12 protein-coding genes are annotated in these 14645 nt (G+C 51.4%); 6 read left to right on the top strand and 6 right to left on the bottom strand.

All coding sequences use genetic code 11. The features are described 5' to 3' along the window. Positions 1-65: 65 nt before the first annotated feature. Together clpA and clpS are read right to left on the bottom strand one after the other, a co-directional pair. Positions 66-2342 carry an ATP-dependent Clp protease ATP-binding subunit ClpA gene (gene clpA, locus I6L54_RS16670; protein ID WP_040231864.1) on the bottom strand — a complete coding sequence of 759 codons (2277 nt, stop codon included), beginning with the start codon at positions 2340-2342 and terminating at the stop codon, positions 66-68. A gap of 30 nt (positions 2343-2372) precedes the next feature. Then, entirely contained in the window at positions 2373-2693 is a 321-nt protein-coding gene (gene clpS / locus I6L54_RS16675) for an ATP-dependent Clp protease adapter ClpS (protein ID WP_005128368.1), read from the bottom strand. 322 nt (positions 2694-3015) lie between these two features. Between clpS and cspD the strand changes: the two genes are divergently transcribed. Beyond that, positions 3016-3240, top strand: coding sequence for a cold shock-like protein CspD (cspD, locus tag I6L54_RS16680; protein ID WP_005128369.1), 225 nt, complete (start codon positions 3016-3018; stop codon positions 3238-3240). A gap of 84 nt (positions 3241-3324) precedes the next feature. Here cspD and macB read toward each other — a convergent pair whose 3' ends face one another. Beyond that, positions 3325-5271 (bottom strand): macrolide ABC transporter ATP-binding protein/permease MacB, encoded by a 1947-nt coding sequence (macB, locus tag I6L54_RS16685; protein ID WP_005128370.1) that lies wholly within the window; start codon positions 5269-5271, stop codon positions 3325-3327. Further along, positions 5268-6383 (bottom strand): macrolide transporter subunit MacA, encoded by a 1116-nt coding sequence (gene macA, locus I6L54_RS16690; RefSeq protein WP_040231863.1) that lies wholly within the window; start codon positions 6381-6383, stop codon positions 5268-5270. The genes macB and macA overlap by 4 nt, the downstream gene beginning before the upstream one ends. 161 nt (positions 6384-6544) lie before the next feature. Between macA and I6L54_RS16695 the strand changes: the two genes are divergently transcribed. Continuing rightward, positions 6545-7495 carry a VirK/YbjX family protein gene (locus I6L54_RS16695; RefSeq protein WP_040231861.1) on the top strand — a complete coding sequence of 317 codons (951 nt, stop codon included), beginning with the start codon at positions 6545-6547 and terminating at the stop codon, positions 7493-7495. On the opposite strand, the gene I6L54_RS16700 is transcribed toward I6L54_RS16695, so the two are convergent. Next, the gene (locus I6L54_RS16700; RefSeq protein ID WP_005122083.1) at positions 7492-9150 is read right to left on the bottom strand and encodes an ATP-dependent endonuclease; all 1659 of its coding nucleotides are present in this window, start codon (positions 9148-9150) and stop codon (positions 7492-7494) included. The genes I6L54_RS16695 and I6L54_RS16700 overlap by 4 nt on opposite strands. A 362-nt stretch (positions 9151-9512) precedes the next feature. Here I6L54_RS16700 and aqpZ point away from each other — a divergent pair, with 362 nt between their 5' ends. The 4 genes from aqpZ (at position 9513) to hcr (ending at position 14038) form a co-directional block, all read left to right on the top strand. After that, positions 9513-10208, top strand: coding sequence for an aquaporin Z (aqpZ, locus tag I6L54_RS16705; protein WP_005122082.1), 696 nt, complete (start codon positions 9513-9515; stop codon positions 10206-10208). 143 nt (positions 10209-10351) lie between these two features. Continuing rightward, on the top strand, positions 10352-11251 hold the full coding sequence (locus I6L54_RS16710; protein WP_005122081.1) for a LysO family transporter: 900 nt from the start codon (positions 10352-10354) through the stop codon (positions 11249-11251). A gap of 155 nt (positions 11252-11406) precedes the next feature. Further along, on the top strand, positions 11407-13059 hold the full coding sequence (hcp, locus tag I6L54_RS16715) for a hydroxylamine reductase (protein WP_005122080.1): 1653 nt from the start codon (positions 11407-11409) through the stop codon (positions 13057-13059). Positions 13060-13069: 10 nt separating this feature from the next. Continuing rightward, positions 13070-14038, top strand: coding sequence for an NADH oxidoreductase (gene hcr, locus I6L54_RS16720; protein WP_005122079.1), 969 nt, complete (start codon positions 13070-13072; stop codon positions 14036-14038). Positions 14039-14125: 87 nt separating this feature from the next. Here hcr and I6L54_RS16725 read toward each other — a convergent pair whose 3' ends face one another. Beyond that, positions 14126-14560, bottom strand: a complete 435-nt coding sequence (locus I6L54_RS16725) for a DoxX family protein (protein WP_040231860.1) — start codon at positions 14558-14560, stop codon at positions 14126-14128. Between the last annotated feature and the right edge of the window lie 85 nt (positions 14561-14645).

Genomic DNA, 14645 nt, shown 5'->3' on the forward strand with positions numbered 1-14645 from the left:
TCAAATCACTACTTTCAGGCGAAAAAAAACCGGGCATTACACCCGGTTTATTATGTAATTAGAAATTAATGGGCAGCTTCTGGCTTGTGCTTTTGTGCACTCTGAAAACCATAGGTCAGCTCATTTTTTTCTTTGTCCAGCGCGACGGTAACCTGACCACCATCCACCAGCGAACCAAACAGCAATTCGTTGGCCAATGGTTTTTTCAGGTTGTCCTGAACCACTCGCGTCATTGGACGTGCGCCCATTGCGCGGTCGTAGCCTTTTTCCGCCAGCCAGTTACGTGCTTCCTGACTCACTTCCAGAGAGACACCTTTCTGATCCAGCTGAACCTGCAGCTCGACAATAAATTTATCCACCACCTGATGAATCACCTCAGTAGAGAGATGATCGAACCAGATAATGTTGTCGAGGCGGTTACGGAATTCCGGCGTAAACACTTTTTTGATTTCGCCCATCGCATCAGTACTGTTGTCCTGATGAATAAGCCCAATCGATTTACGCTCAGTTTCACGTACCCCGGCGTTGGTCGTCATCACCAGCACCACGTTGCGGAAATCCGCTTTACGTCCGTTATTGTCAGTCAGCGTACCGTTATCCATGACCTGCAGCAGCAGGTTAAAGACATCCGGGTGCGCTTTTTCAATTTCATCCAGCAGCAGTACAGCATGCGGATGCTTAATCACCGCATCGGTCAGTAAACCGCCCTGGTCAAAACCGACATACCCTGGAGGCGCACCAATCAAGCGGCTGACAGTATGACGTTCCATATATTCGGACATATCAAAACGCAGCAATTCGATGCCCAGCGCTTTAGACAACTGCACCGTGACTTCGGTCTTACCGACGCCAGTCGGTCCGGCGAACAGGAACGAACCGACAGGCTTATGCTCATGACCCAGACCGGCACGGCTCATTTTGATCGCTTCGGTCAGTGCTTCAATGGCTTTATCCTGCCCGAATACCAGCATTTTCAGACGGTTGCCCAGATTTTTCAGCGTATCACGATCGCTCTGCGAAACGCTCTTCTCCGGGATCCGCGCAATGCGAGCCACCACGGACTCAATATCTGCCACGTTGACGGTTTTCTTGCGCTTGCTGACCGGCATCAGACGCGCACGTGCGCCCGCTTCATCAATCACATCAATCGCTTTATCCGGCAGATGACGATCGTTAATGTATTTCACTGCCAGTTCGACCGCTGCACGTACCGCTTTGGCGGTGTAACGAACGTCATGGTGCGCTTCGTACTTCGGTTTCAGACCGTTGATGATCTGCACGGTCTCTTCCACTGACGGCTCAGTGATATCGATTTTCTGGAAGCGACGCGCTAACGCACGGTCTTTCTCAAAGATATTGCTGAACTCCTGATAAGTGGTTGAACCTATCACACGGATTTTCCCGCTGGAGAGCAGCGGCTTGATCAGGTTAGCCGCATCCACCTGGCCGCCCGATGCCGCACCCGCACCGATAATGGTGTGGATCTCATCGATAAACAGAATGCTGTTGGTATCCTGTTCCAGTTGTTTCAGCAGCGCCTTAAAGCGTTTTTCAAAATCACCGCGGTATTTGGTGCCTGCCAGCAGCGAACCGATATCCAGAGAGTACAGCGTACAATCAGCCATCACTTCCGGCACATCCCCCTGAACAATACGCCAGGCGAGACCTTCGGCAATCGCCGTTTTCCCCACGCCGGATTCACCCACCAGCAGTGGGTTATTTTTACGCCGACGACACAGTACCTGAATGGCGCGCTCCAGCTCTTTTTCTCGGCCAATAAGCGGATCAATCCCGCCCACGCGAGCCAGCTGGTTAAGGTTAGTCGTGAAGTTCTCCATACGGTCCTCCCCGCCAGCTTGCTCTTCGTTATTTGGCTGATTCCCGGAGTCAGAAGACTGACTCGGTTCGTCTTTACGCGTGCCATGAGAAATGAAATTCACCACATCCAGGCGACTGACTTCATGCTTACGCAGCAGATAGGCCGCCTGTGACTCCTGCTCGCTGAAGATAGCAACCAGCACATTAGCGCCAGTCACTTCATTGCGCCCGGAGGACTGAACATGAAAGACCGCGCGTTGCAAAACACGCTGAAAACTCAACGTCGGCTGCGTGTCGCGCTCTTCTTCGCTGGCAGGCAATACGGGTGTGGTTTGTTCAATGAAGGCTTCGAGTTCCTGACGGAGCGCCACAAGATCCACAGAACACGCTTCCAGCGCTTCGCGGGCCGATGGGTTACTGAGCAACGCCAGTAACAAGTGCTCGACGGTCATAAACTCATGTCGGTGCTCGCGCGCTCTGGCGAAAGCCATATTTAAACTGAGTTCCAGTTCTTGATTGAGCATAGGCACCTCCCCCAATATTTATGCCTGCATTCAGGCTTTTTCCAGCGTACACAGCAACGGATGCTCGTTTTCCCTCGCATATTTGTTCACCATCGCCACTTTGGTTTCAGCAACCTCGGCGGTGAATACGCCGCAGATGGCTTTACCTTGATAGTGAACGGCAAGCATCAGTTGCGTTGCACGTTCTACATCATAAGAAAAGAATTTTTGTAACACGTCAATAACAAACTCCATCGGAGTGTAATCATCATTGACTAATATCACTTTATACATAGATGGCGGTTTTAGCGCGTCGCGCAATTTGTCTTCCGCCAGCTGTTCGAAATCCAGCCAGTCGTTCGTCTTACCCATTGTCAGTCGTCATCTTCAGTTACGGTTACCGGCAGAATAACTTGCCGCTGACAAGAGCCTATGCGCACAATCAATCTACCTCAAGTATTAGATAACTATCATCTATCAGTGCCATCCGCGACATCTGTCACATATCCGACAATAGCGTTAACTGCTTCAAATTTTGATGCATTTTTACCCTATTCCACCTGCCTGGCGCTTGACGCCTCGCCTGATTTCTCTAAATTGTAGTTTCGAGAGTTGGCGAGGTTTTGAACAGCCCCCACTCCGCCACCGGTTCATTCCATCTTACTTATATAAGATTTACGAAGGATGTCGAAGTATGGAAACGGGTACTGTTAAGTGGTTCAACAATGCCAAAGGGTTTGGTTTCATCTGCCCCGAAGGCGGTGGTGAAGATATCTTCGCCCATTATTCCACCATTCAGATGGATGGTTACAGAACGCTAAAAGCCGGACAGTCTGTCCAGTTTGATGTCCACCAGGGGCCAAAAGGCAATCATGCCAGTCTTATCGTGCCCGTCATTGAAGCAGAAGCTGTCGCATAGCTCTTCTGTCTCATTGTGTACATCCCGCAGACAAAATGCCAGCCCCTGAGGCTGGCATTTTTATTTCTTATGCAATACAACACGTTATTCTCGTGCCAGAGCATCAACGGGATCCAGACGCGCTGCATTACGGGCCGGAAGCCAGCCAAACAAAATTCCGGTGGCGGTTGAACACAGGAAAGCCGTTAGCAGCGCGACAGGAGAGAAACCAATTTCCCACCCGGGCAGGAACAGCTGTAGCGTAAAGGCAATTAACATCGACAAACTGATGCCGAGCGCGCCTCCCACCAGACACACCAGCACTGCCTCAATTAAGAACTGCTGTAATACATCGCTGGCCCGCGCCCCCACGGCCATCCGAATACCGATTTCACGCGTACGCTCTGTCACCGATACCAGCATAATGTTCATCACACCGATCCCGCCCACCACCAGCGAAATCACCGCCACCAGCGTCAGAAAGAGCTGTAATGTACGTGTGGTTTTTTCGGCGGTTTTCAAGATGCCATCCATGTTCCAGGTGAAGAAATCTTTTTTGCCATGACGCAGCGATAACAGACGGGTGAGCTGCTGCTCGGCCTGGGCGCTATCAAAGCCCTCTTTTACCCGCACGGTAATAGAGTTTAACCACGATTGCCCCATGATCCTCCCTGACATGGTGCTGTATGGCAGCCAGACGCGCAGGATCTTGCTGCTGCCAAACATCGATTGTTTTTCTTCCGCGACGCCAATAACGGTGGCTGGCATATTTCCCACCAGAATAACCTCACCCACCACTTTCGCTTTGCTGGGGAACAACTGACGTCGGGTATTGCTGTCGAGCACCACCACCTGCGCCCTCCCCGCCAGCTGCTCTGCATTAAAGGTGGTGCCCTCACTGAACGTCATGCCATAAACGTTGAAGTAATCACCGCTAACACCGTTTGCGCTGGCGGCGACATCAATATTGCCATAGCGCAGGCGTAGGTTCTTCGATACCGCAGGTGTAACGGAACTGACCCAGGGTTGCTTCTGAATCGCGACTAAATCGTCATACTTCAGCGCCTGCTGATATTGTGGGTCGTCATCACCGAAATCTTTGCCCGGATAGATATCGATAGTATTCGTCCCAATCGCTCGGATGTCTGCCAGCACCAGCTGTTTTGCCGCATCGCCCACTACCACAATCGATACCACCGAAGCGATGCCGATGATAATACCCAGCATGGTGAGCAGTGTACGCATCTTGTTGGCGGCCATGGCCAGCCAGGCCATGGTCAATGCTTCACGAAAACCGCTGACAAACTGGCTCCAGCCAGAAGCCGTCGTCACCGTTGGTTCATCGATATCACGTCCGGCAGCGGGCTTTTGTGGCGGTGGATTACGCACAATCTCGCCATCACGAATTTCAATGACGCGTTCTGCCTGGGCGGCAACCTGGCTGTCGTGCGTGACGATAATCACCGTATGCCCGCGATCGCGTAGCTGATGCAGAATAGCCATCACCTCTTCGCCGGAGTGGCTGTCCAACGCGCCAGTGGGTTCATCGGCCAGAATGACCTGGCCACCGTTCATCAACGCACGCGCAATACTGACACGTTGCTGCTGACCACCGGAAAGCTGGGAAGGCTGATAATCAACCCGGTCACCCAATCCCAGGCGCTGAAGTAATTCCTGAGCACGAGCCAGACGCTGCTTACGTTCAGTCCCGGCATACACCGCCGGGACTTCAACGTTTTGTGCCGCCGTTAAATGTGACAGCAAATGATAACGCTGGAAGATAAAGCCGAAATGCTCACGCCGCAGTTGCGCTAACGCATCGCTATCCAGGGTGGAAACATCCCGCCCCGCAACCCGATAGGTTCCACTGGTCGGCTTGTCCAGGCATCCCAGAATGTTCATCAGCGTCGATTTACCCGAGCCTGACGCCCCGACAATCGCCACCATTTCACCGGCCTGAATGCGTAAGGAAACGTCCTTTAATACCTCGACCTGTCCCTCGCCTGACGGGTAACTACGGCGGATATTGCTCAACTCAAGCAATGCCGTCATTGTGCTACTCCCGCTTTACCCTCACCGGTGATAACTTCATCACCCTCTTCCAGTCCTTTCACAATTTCTACGTCGGTATCATTACGGGCACCGATGACCACTTCGCGCTCGCGAGTTTCACCATTGCGCAGCAGCCTGACGTTATAACGGTTGTTGCCAATAGGATCGCCCAACGCCGACAGCGGGATCGTCAGTACATTTTTAACGTCTGTGAGCTGGATGTGCACCTGCGCGGTCATATCAAGGCGCAGGATCCCTTTCGGGTTAGGCACTTCGAAGCGGGCGTAGTAGAAAATGGCGTCATTCACCTTCTCAGGCGTCGGAAGTACATCTTTGAGCACGCCTTCATACCGTGTCTGCGGATCGCCCAGCACAGTGAACCAGGCTTTTTGGCCCGGCTGCAGGTGAATAACATCTGCCTCGGAGACCTGCGCTTTTACCAGCATGGTGCTCATATCTGCCAACGTCAAAATGTTGGGCGCCTGCTGGGCGGCAATCACGGTTTGCCCCTGAAGGGTGGTGATTTGCGTCACTTCACCCGCCATTGGCGCGACGATTCGCGTGTAATCGAGGTTCGTTTTTGCTGTATCAAGGGAAGCCTGATTACGCTTAATTTGTGCATCAATAGTGCCAATCTGTGCCTGCTTGACCGCCATTTCGGTCGCTGCCGTGTCGAGATCTTGCTGCGAAACCGCCTGCGTTTTCGCCAGTTGTTGCTGACGAGAAAGCGTTACGCGCGCCAGTTTCCACTCAGCTTCAGCCTGTAAACGCTGAGCCCGCAACTCCATGAGCGTCGCTTCTACTTCTTTGATTTGGTTTTGCGCCTGCTCAGGATCGATAACGCCGAGCAACTGATCTTTTTTCACTTTATCGCCGATGGCTACTGACAGCGTTTTTAACTGCCCACTCACCTGTGCACCAACATCAACTTTGCGTAACGCATCCAGTTTCCCGGTGGCCAGCACACTTTGCTGGAGATCGCCTGGACGTACAATTAACGTTTGATACTGTGGTAGTGGCGCATTAAGCGTTCGCCAAAGTGAAATCATCGCCACAATAATGATGATGGCGAGCAGAAAATAACGTTTTTTAATTTTTCCCTTGAGCTTCATAAATGTCCCAGTGTCCCCCAATACGCCTACCAGAGTGGAGTGATAACCATCAACGATAAATTAACAGACGTTGAAAAGTGCCAAGAATAACAGAGTTATTGATGAACCGTTAAGGTCCACTGTGCTGAAATTGGTATCAGAGTATCTATTGGATTGTTATTATGAGCCAGCTAACAGAAAGCACTTTTCATTCTTCCAGACCCGCCACAAGTTTTAGTCTTTTTTGTCGTCTGACAACCGGACAATGGCGACCAGGTAAATTTTGGCATCAACGAAGCTTTCGCCGTAAGTTTGTATGGCGCTCATTGCTGATGCCACGATTAACACGTGAATGGATGGCTGAGCTGGCGCAATGGCCGGATCTCGAAAAAATTCTCGCGATCCAACCCCGTATACCGGTTCGCCTGCATCGCGCGTATCTCGCAGTAAACCTTGACCGTAAAACAAAACTCGATGCTGTGCGTTTTCATTACAATATTATTCGTAACGCTTTTTCATCGACAGAATTTAATGATTATTTAAGTGCCGATGGGTTACAACTGGCACAAATTGAAGGCAAAGACAGCGCAATATACACCATTATAATGTCATCATTTATTGCCCTGGATAAAGAAGGTGAAAGTACCATTCTTGTCCGTAATAGTGAGGGCGAGACATTAGCAGAAATGACCTTCACCCTGTGCAACTATGAAGGGCGTAGCGCGCTTTTTATTGGCGGTTTGCAGGGGGGTAACCGATTAATGCCGCACGAAGAAATTCAAAAAGCGACAAAATCATGCCATGGTTTGTTTCCTAAACGTATTGTAATGGAAGCTATTTGTCGTTTTGCAGAACAATTGAATATTGAACAAGTACTGGCCGTCAGCAATGACCAGCATATTTTTCGCAGCCAGCGTTACCATGATAAAAACAAGGTTATTCTTTCTGACTACAATTCATTTTGGGAGTCAGTTGGCGGCGAATGTGACAGCAACGGCTACTATCATATTCCGCGTACGCTGGCGCGTAAAAGCGAAGCAGATATTGCCAGTAAGAAGCGCGCGGAATATCGCCGCCGCTATCAGTTACTAGACAGTATCCACTCGCAGTTATCAGTCATGTTCCGCTGCTAATCCGCTCGCCCGCGTGCTAACCACAGCACGCGGGAAAACATTTTCCGCAGCAACGTTGGCACCGCTTCAACACCGCGTCTGCCCGCTTCCATCGCCACTTCAATCGCCAGATCCGGTTTTGACGAGCGATGGATCGCCTTCGCTATAATTTTCCGCATATTCATCGGCACATTTTCCGGTATTTGCGCCACCCGATGAAAAACGTCCGAGAACCCCTGGCGGTACATAAAGTGTTCCATATCCAGCGCAGGTAACATGGTCAAATGCTCGCGTTCTTCCTCTTTGTCATCGTTCAGCAGGCTGCGTACCGTGGCCGCATACTTTTTCCCCGCCTCATCGCCATCGACCAGCACATGCCACTCAATTCCCATCCGGCGGGCAAACTTCACCAGGGGTTTAAGCCCTGACTGGGCAAATTCAATGACTTTAATCCCTTCGGCATCAAAGTGATGCCCACACTGACGAGCCAGCTCGTTAATGACCCATGTTTCTGTTTCTCCCTCCACCAACAGCCAGCAACGGGCAAACAGTGAAGACGCCCGATTAAAACGGATATGGAAGGCAATGCGCCGCCCGTCTTCCGCATTGAGTCCTCCCGGTCCCAGTCGCCAGGCCGCGACGCGGGAAGATTCTCGTACCAGACGGACAACATGTTCAACGGGCGTAAGCGATAACAGTTCACCAGAGTTGGTCGTCGTCACCCGCTGTAGGGGAAGCAGATTCAACAGTTGCCAGGCAACAGACAACATAATGGGGTGTAAGCGCGTTTCAGGATCTTCTACCAGTAGCAATGGACGAGCGTCTTTATCCAGTCTTAGCGACCCTTTGGCCTGTAACAGCGTGGAAAACAGCCCCAGCAGAATCACACGGTGCGTGCGCCCTCCGGGTTTATCAATCATACGGTTGATAATATCCAGATAACGCCAGCTGCGTTGCTCGTTGTTGGAGCGTCGGCGCATCAAACGATAGCGGGACTGACCGGAACCTTGTTCTGAAAAGTAATGCTCCAGTAGTTGAACCATCGCCGACAGCCCTTGGCGAATTTGCCCATCTGTCAGATTCTGCGGTCGGGTGGCCAACTCACGTGCCATAAAATCCAGTTGACGCGCAGTCACTTCAACATCCGCTGAATCCGGCACAGTTCCATCACGGATTCGCCGCATAAAACGCGCATCACGTAAACGTAATACTGGCATCAAGCGCACCAGATGACGCGCCTGATCGTTAATATTGTCGATGGGTAACGGGTGGCCTTCGCCATCAAGAAAACTGCGTAATGTCAGGACGCTACCGTCGTCAGCACACTCACCTTCCAGCCGATAAAAAATACGGTGATAGTTATCGTGGCACGGCGACCAGCACGCTTCTAACGGGCGATATCGACGCACGCGATGGCGACCCGGTTGAGATTCACGAAATGTCAGGACAATATGCAGGTGATGTTCCCGGCCCTGAATATCACCCGGCGGGAACCAGAAATCTTCGCGGCCAAAGTGGTACAAATCCGACTCTGGCGACAACAGCAGGGTTAACGCATCCAACAGGCTGGACTTACCCCACGCGTTTTCCCCAATCAGCACGTTGTTTTGCTCCAGCATCAACGACAGCCGATTAATACCACGAAACCCAACAATCTCAACGCGTTCGAGAATCATATAGCCTCCGGAAATGCTCACTTTTTCCTTCAAGTTATCAGGAGTATAACGGTAAGCGGGCGCTCAGAACACCCGATATCATCCGCAGATAAATCGAAAGCGTTAAGAATATTCTTCTTATGTTTACCCTTAAATATTATTTCCGAACTCAATCATCGCTTTTTTTTAATTGAACTATGCTTCATTCATCCAATATTCAAAAAGGAATCACAACATATTGCCTTAAATCAAATTTTTCCATCAATTTAACTGGCGAAGGGATGATGTTTTTTTCTAAAATACCCGCTCTTTCATCATCGTCCCTTTTAGCGATGAATTACCGGGCAAGGAACACGAACCCGGAACTTTTAATTGAGGTGGTTATGTTCAGGAAATTAGCAGCCGAATTCTTCGGTACGTTTTGGCTCGTCTTTGGTGGGTGCGGTAGCGCCGTTCTGGCAGCAGCATTCCCGGAGTTGGGTATTGGATTTGCCGGTGTGGCACTGGCGTTTGGTCTGACCGTACTGACAATGGCATTCGCCGTAGGTCATATTTCCGGTGGCCATTTTAACCCTGCAGTGACATTCGGTTTATGGGCAGGTGGTCGCTTCCCGGCGAAAGACGTTATTGGTTATGTTATTGCTCAGGTTGTGGGCGGCATTGTAGCAGCAGCAGTACTTTATCTTATTGCCAGCGGCAAAACCGGTTTTGATGCAGCAGCCAGTGGCTTCGCCTCAAACGGTTACGGTGAGCATTCACCTGGCGGATATTCCATGCTTTCTGCCATCGTAATTGAAATCGTCCTGACCGCAGGTTTCTTATTAGTGATCCACGGTGCGACCGATAAACATGCTCCGGCAGGTTTTGCGCCAATTGCCATCGGTCTTGCATTAACGTTGATTCACCTAATCAGTATCCCGGTCACCAATACATCCGTAAACCCGGCTCGTAGTACTGCGGTTGCTATCTTCCAGGGTGGCTGGGCATTACAACAACTTTGGTTATTCTGGGTTATGCCGATTATCGGCGGGATCGTCGGCGGTCTTATTTACCGCACCCTGCTGGAAAAACGCGATTAATCGCTAACAACAAGGCCTGATGAACTGTCAGGCTTTTTTTTCCTCGCTATATTTCCTTTTATTTGCAACTTTACTCCCCTCTTTGCTTTCAGTAGTGTGTGCAGGCGCATTTCGTCTTACTTCTCAGCAAGGATCGGGGTTTCATGTTCTCAGGGCTGTTAATCATTCTGGTACCTCTTATTGTGGGTTACCTCATTCCGCTTCGACACAGAGCCGCATTAAAACTTATCAATCGGCTGTTGAGTTGGATCGTCTACCTTATTCTCTTTTTTATGGGGATCAGCCTGGCGTTTCTGGATAATCTCGCCAGTAATCTGTTATCCATTCTTTATTATTCTGCCGTCAGTGTGACGGTCATTCTGCTGTGTAATATCGCAGCGCTGCTGTGGCTGGAGCGCTCACTCCCCTGGCGACACAGCCACCAGCAAGAGAAGCTCCCCTCCCGAATAGCAATGGCGCTTGAGTCGCTACAGCTTTGCGGCGTCGTGGTGCTGGGTTTTCTGTTGGGGCTTACCGGATTGTCGATGCTGCAGCACGCGACCGAAGCCAGCGAATATACGCTGATCTTTTTATTATTCCTGGTCGGGATCCAACTGCGAAACAGCGGTATGACATTAAAGCAGATCGTACTGAACCGTCGGGGTATGATTGTTGCCGTGGTCGTGGTGGCCAGTTCTCTGCTGGGCGGCGTCATCAATGCGCTGATCCTCGGCCTGCCGTTGAAAACAGCACTGGCGATGGCATCGGGTTTTGGCTGGTATTCCCTGTCAGGCATTCTGTTGACCGAATCATTCGGTCCAGTAATTGGCAGCGCCGCCTTCTTTAACGACCTGGCGCGTGAGTTGATTGCCATTATGCTGATCCCTGGACTGGTGGTCCGCAGTCGTTCAACCGCATTGGGTCTTTGCGGGGCGACGTCAATGGATTTCACGCTGCCCGTGTTACAACGCAGTGGCGGTCTGGAGATGGTTCCCGCAGCCATTGTGCACGGCTTTATTCTGAGCCTGTTAGTGCCACTGTTAATGGCCTTTTTCTCCGCCTGATACACAGAAAAATACCTCTCTGGCGGTAGTCAGCTACCGCCAAAATTGCGCTAAATCAATCTCCCTGCAAGTTGTAGCAGAAATCCCTTTAATCCCTTCGCGCGCAGGCATAACCTTAAACATGTATATCAAATATAACTTTAAAAGGTGTGACCATGTTTTGTGTGCAATGTGAACAAACCATCCGTACTCCGGCAGGAAACGGCTGCTCTTACGCGCAGGGTATGTGCGGTAAAACAGCGGAAACCTCCGATCTGCAGGATCTGCTGATTGCTTCCCTACAAGGTCTGTCTGCATGGGCTGTTAAAGCGCGTGAATACGGCATCATCGACCATGAAGTTGATAACTTCGCGCCGCGTGCATTCTTCTCCACGCTGACTAACGTGAACTTCGATTCCCCGCGTATTGTTGGCTATGCTCGTGAAGCTATCGCCATGCGCGATGCACTGAAAGCGCAATGCCTGAACATTGATGCTAAGGCAACTGTTGAAAACCCGATGGCCGACCTGCAACTGGTCAGCGACGATCTGGGCGACCTGCAACGTCAGGCCGCTGAATTTACCCCGAATAAAGACAAAGCGACCATCGGCGACAATATCCTCGGCCTGCGTCTGCTGTGTCTGTACGGTCTGAAAGGTGCGGCAGCTTACATGGAGCACGCACACGTTCTCGGCCAGTACGACAACGATATCTACGCTCAGTACCACAAAATCATGGCGTGGCTGGGTACCTGGCCTTCCGATATGAATGCTCTGCTGGAGTGCTCAATGGAAATCGGCCAGATGAACTTTAAAGTGATGAGCATTCTGGATGCCGGTGAAACCACAAAATACGGTCACCCAACCCCGACTCAGGTCAACGTTAAAGCTACCGAAGGTAAATGTATTCTGATCTCCGGTCACGACCTGAAAGATTTGTACAACCTGCTTGAGCAGACTGAAGGCACCGGTGTTAACGTTTATACCCACGGTGAAATGCTGCCTGCACATGGCTACCCGGAACTGCGTAAGTTCAAACATCTGATCGGTAACTACGGCAGCGGCTGGCAGAACCAGCAGGTTGAATTTGCTCGTTTCCCTGGCCCAATCGTCATGACCTCTAACTGCATCATCGACCCAACCGTTGGCGCATATGATGACCGCATCTGGACCCGTAGCATCGTCGGTTGGCCGGGTGTCAGCCACCTCGAAGGTGATGACTTCGGTCCGGTTATTGCTCAGGCGCAGCAGATGGCTGGCTTCCCGTACAGCGAAATTCCTCATCTGATAACCGTCGGTTTCGGTCGTCAGACGCTGCTGGGTGCAGCTGATACCCTGATTGACCTGGTGAGCCGTGAAAAACTGCGTCACATCTTCCTGGTTGGCGGTTGTGACGGCGCGCGCGGTGAACGTAACTACTTCACCGATTTCGCCACCAGCGTACCAGACGACTGCCTGATCCTGACTCTGGCCTGTGGTAAATACCGTTTCAACAAACTGGAATTCGGCGATATCGAAGGTCTGCCGCGTCTGGTCGATGCCGGTCAGTGTAACGATGCCTACTCTGCCATTATCCTGGCCGTCACGCTGGCTGAGAAACTGGGTTGTGGCGTGAACGATCTGCCGCTGTCTCTGGTGCTCTCCTGGTTCGAACAGAAAGCGATTGTCATCCTGCTGACCCTGCTGTCTCTGGGTGTGAAAAACATCGTGACCGGCCCAACTGCACCTGGCTTCTTCACACCCGATCTGCTGGCTGTGCTCAACGAGAAATTTGGTCTGCGTTCCGTGACCACCGTTGAAGAAGACATGAAGCAGCTGCTGAGCGCGTAAGGAGTAAAGAATGACAATGCCAACCCATCAGTGCCCATGGCGGATGCAGGTTCATCACATCCATCAGGAAACGCCGGATGTGTGGACAATTTCGTTGCTATGCCACGACTATTATCCCTATCGTGCCGGGCAGTATGCACTGGTCAGCGTTCGTAACTCAGCGGATACGCTGCGTGCTTACACTATCTCTTCAACGCCGGGCGTAAGCGAGTACATCACGCTGACCATCCGCCGCATTGACGACGGTGCAGGTTCTCAGTGGTTAACCCGTGACGTGAAGCGTGGCGACTACATCTGGCTGTCCAATGCCATGGGTGAATTTACCTGTGAAGATAAAGCAGAAGACAAGTTCCTGATGCTGGCTGCCGGCTGTGGCGTAACGCCAATCATGTCGATGCGTCGCTGGTTGGCGAAGTACCGTCCACAAGCCGACGTGCAGGTGATTTTCAACGTTCGCTCGCCAGAAGATGTCATCTTTGCCAATGAATGGCGTGAGTATCCAGTGACATTAGTTGCTGAAAACAATGCCACTCAGGGTTTTGTTTCCGGCCGACTGACCACCGAACTGCTGAAGAACGTCCCGGATCTGACCTCACGTACCGTGATGACCTGTGGCCCGGCTCCGTATATGGACCTGGTCGAAAAAGAAGTGAAAGCACTTGGCGTAACACGCTTCTTTAAAGAGCAGTTCTTCACTCCAGTAGCCGAAGCGGCAACCAGCGGCCTGAAGTTCACCAAGCTGCAACCCGCACAAGAGTTCTATGCGCCGGTTGGCACGACGCTACTGGAAGCACTGGAAAGCAATAAGGTTCCGGTCGTTGCCGCCTGTCGCGCAGGCGTGTGCGGTTGCTGCAAAACCAAAGTGGTTGATGGTAACTACACGGTCAGCAGCACCATGACGCTAACCGATGCGGAAATTGCGGAAGGTTACGTTCTGGCTTGTTCCTGTCATCCGCAGGGTGATCTGGTTCTTGCGTAAAGAGTCATTGCCGGATGGCATACTTATCCGGCCTACAACAATCATTGTAGGCCGGACGAAGTATTAATACCGTCATCCGATCATTTATCACCGCCAGGCTGAATTGCCGCCCAGAGCATATTTTCCTGCGCCCAGGAACGCCACCGCCATCGCGCCAACAAAAAAGTACACCAGACTCTCAATCGCCCAGGCACCGGTTTTGTCCAGAGACCAGGTTTCTCCCATCCCGACCATCAGCCACGCCACAATCATTGTAAACGCCAGCCCTAATGCCGCCGGGCGCGTCAGGATGCCTAGAATAATCAGACACGGCGCTACAACCTCTCCCAGCAGAACGCCGTACGCAATAAAGCCCGGGAAACCTTTCGCTATCAGCATGCCGCTGATGCCATCAATACCCGCGAACAGTTTATGCAGTCCATGAAACAGCATCAGTCCACCGACAGCAAGGCGTAACAAAAACTTGCCAAAATCTTCGTGCGTCAGCGTCCGGTTAACTGCATTTAATAGTTTTGTAACCATTTGAATTCATTCCTTGTTTTACCATGTCTTCTGCCAAGCTACGCTTTATCTTCGTGAAATGTAAGCTGCCGAAAATAAGGGGGTA

Source organism: Citrobacter pasteurii (assembly GCF_019047765.1).
Lineage (GTDB): Bacteria > Pseudomonadota > Gammaproteobacteria > Enterobacterales > Enterobacteriaceae > Citrobacter > Citrobacter pasteurii.

Coding starts and splice junctions, on each gene's coding strand:
- I6L54_RS16710 (WP_005122081.1), top strand. CDS start 10,352: ATGTTCTCAGGGCTGTTAATCATTCTGGTACCTCTTATTGTGGGTTAC.
- aqpZ (WP_005122082.1), top strand. CDS start 9,513: ATGTTCAGGAAATTAGCAGCCGAATTCTTCGGTACGTTTTGGCTCGTC.
- I6L54_RS16700 (WP_005122083.1), bottom strand. CDS start 9,150: ATGATTCTCGAACGCGTTGAGATTGTTGGGTTTCGTGGTATTAATCGG.
- macB (WP_005128370.1), bottom strand. CDS start 5,271: ATGACGGCATTGCTTGAGTTGAGCAATATCCGCCGTAGTTACCCGTCA.
- macA (WP_040231863.1), bottom strand. CDS start 6,383: ATGAAGCTCAAGGGAAAAATTAAAAAACGTTATTTTCTGCTCGCCATC.
- I6L54_RS16695 (WP_040231861.1), top strand. CDS start 6,545: ATGAGCCAGCTAACAGAAAGCACTTTTCATTCTTCCAGACCCGCCACA.
- cspD (WP_005128369.1), top strand. CDS start 3,016: ATGGAAACGGGTACTGTTAAGTGGTTCAACAATGCCAAAGGGTTTGGT.
- clpS (WP_005128368.1), bottom strand. CDS start 2,693: ATGGGTAAGACGAACGACTGGCTGGATTTCGAACAGCTGGCGGAAGAC.
- I6L54_RS16725 (WP_040231860.1), bottom strand. CDS start 14,560: ATGGTTACAAAACTATTAAATGCAGTTAACCGGACGCTGACGCACGAA.
- hcr (WP_005122079.1), top strand. CDS start 13,070: ATGACAATGCCAACCCATCAGTGCCCATGGCGGATGCAGGTTCATCAC.
- clpA (WP_040231864.1), bottom strand. CDS start 2,342: ATGCTCAATCAAGAACTGGAACTCAGTTTAAATATGGCTTTCGCCAGA.
- hcp (WP_005122080.1), top strand. CDS start 11,407: ATGTTTTGTGTGCAATGTGAACAAACCATCCGTACTCCGGCAGGAAAC.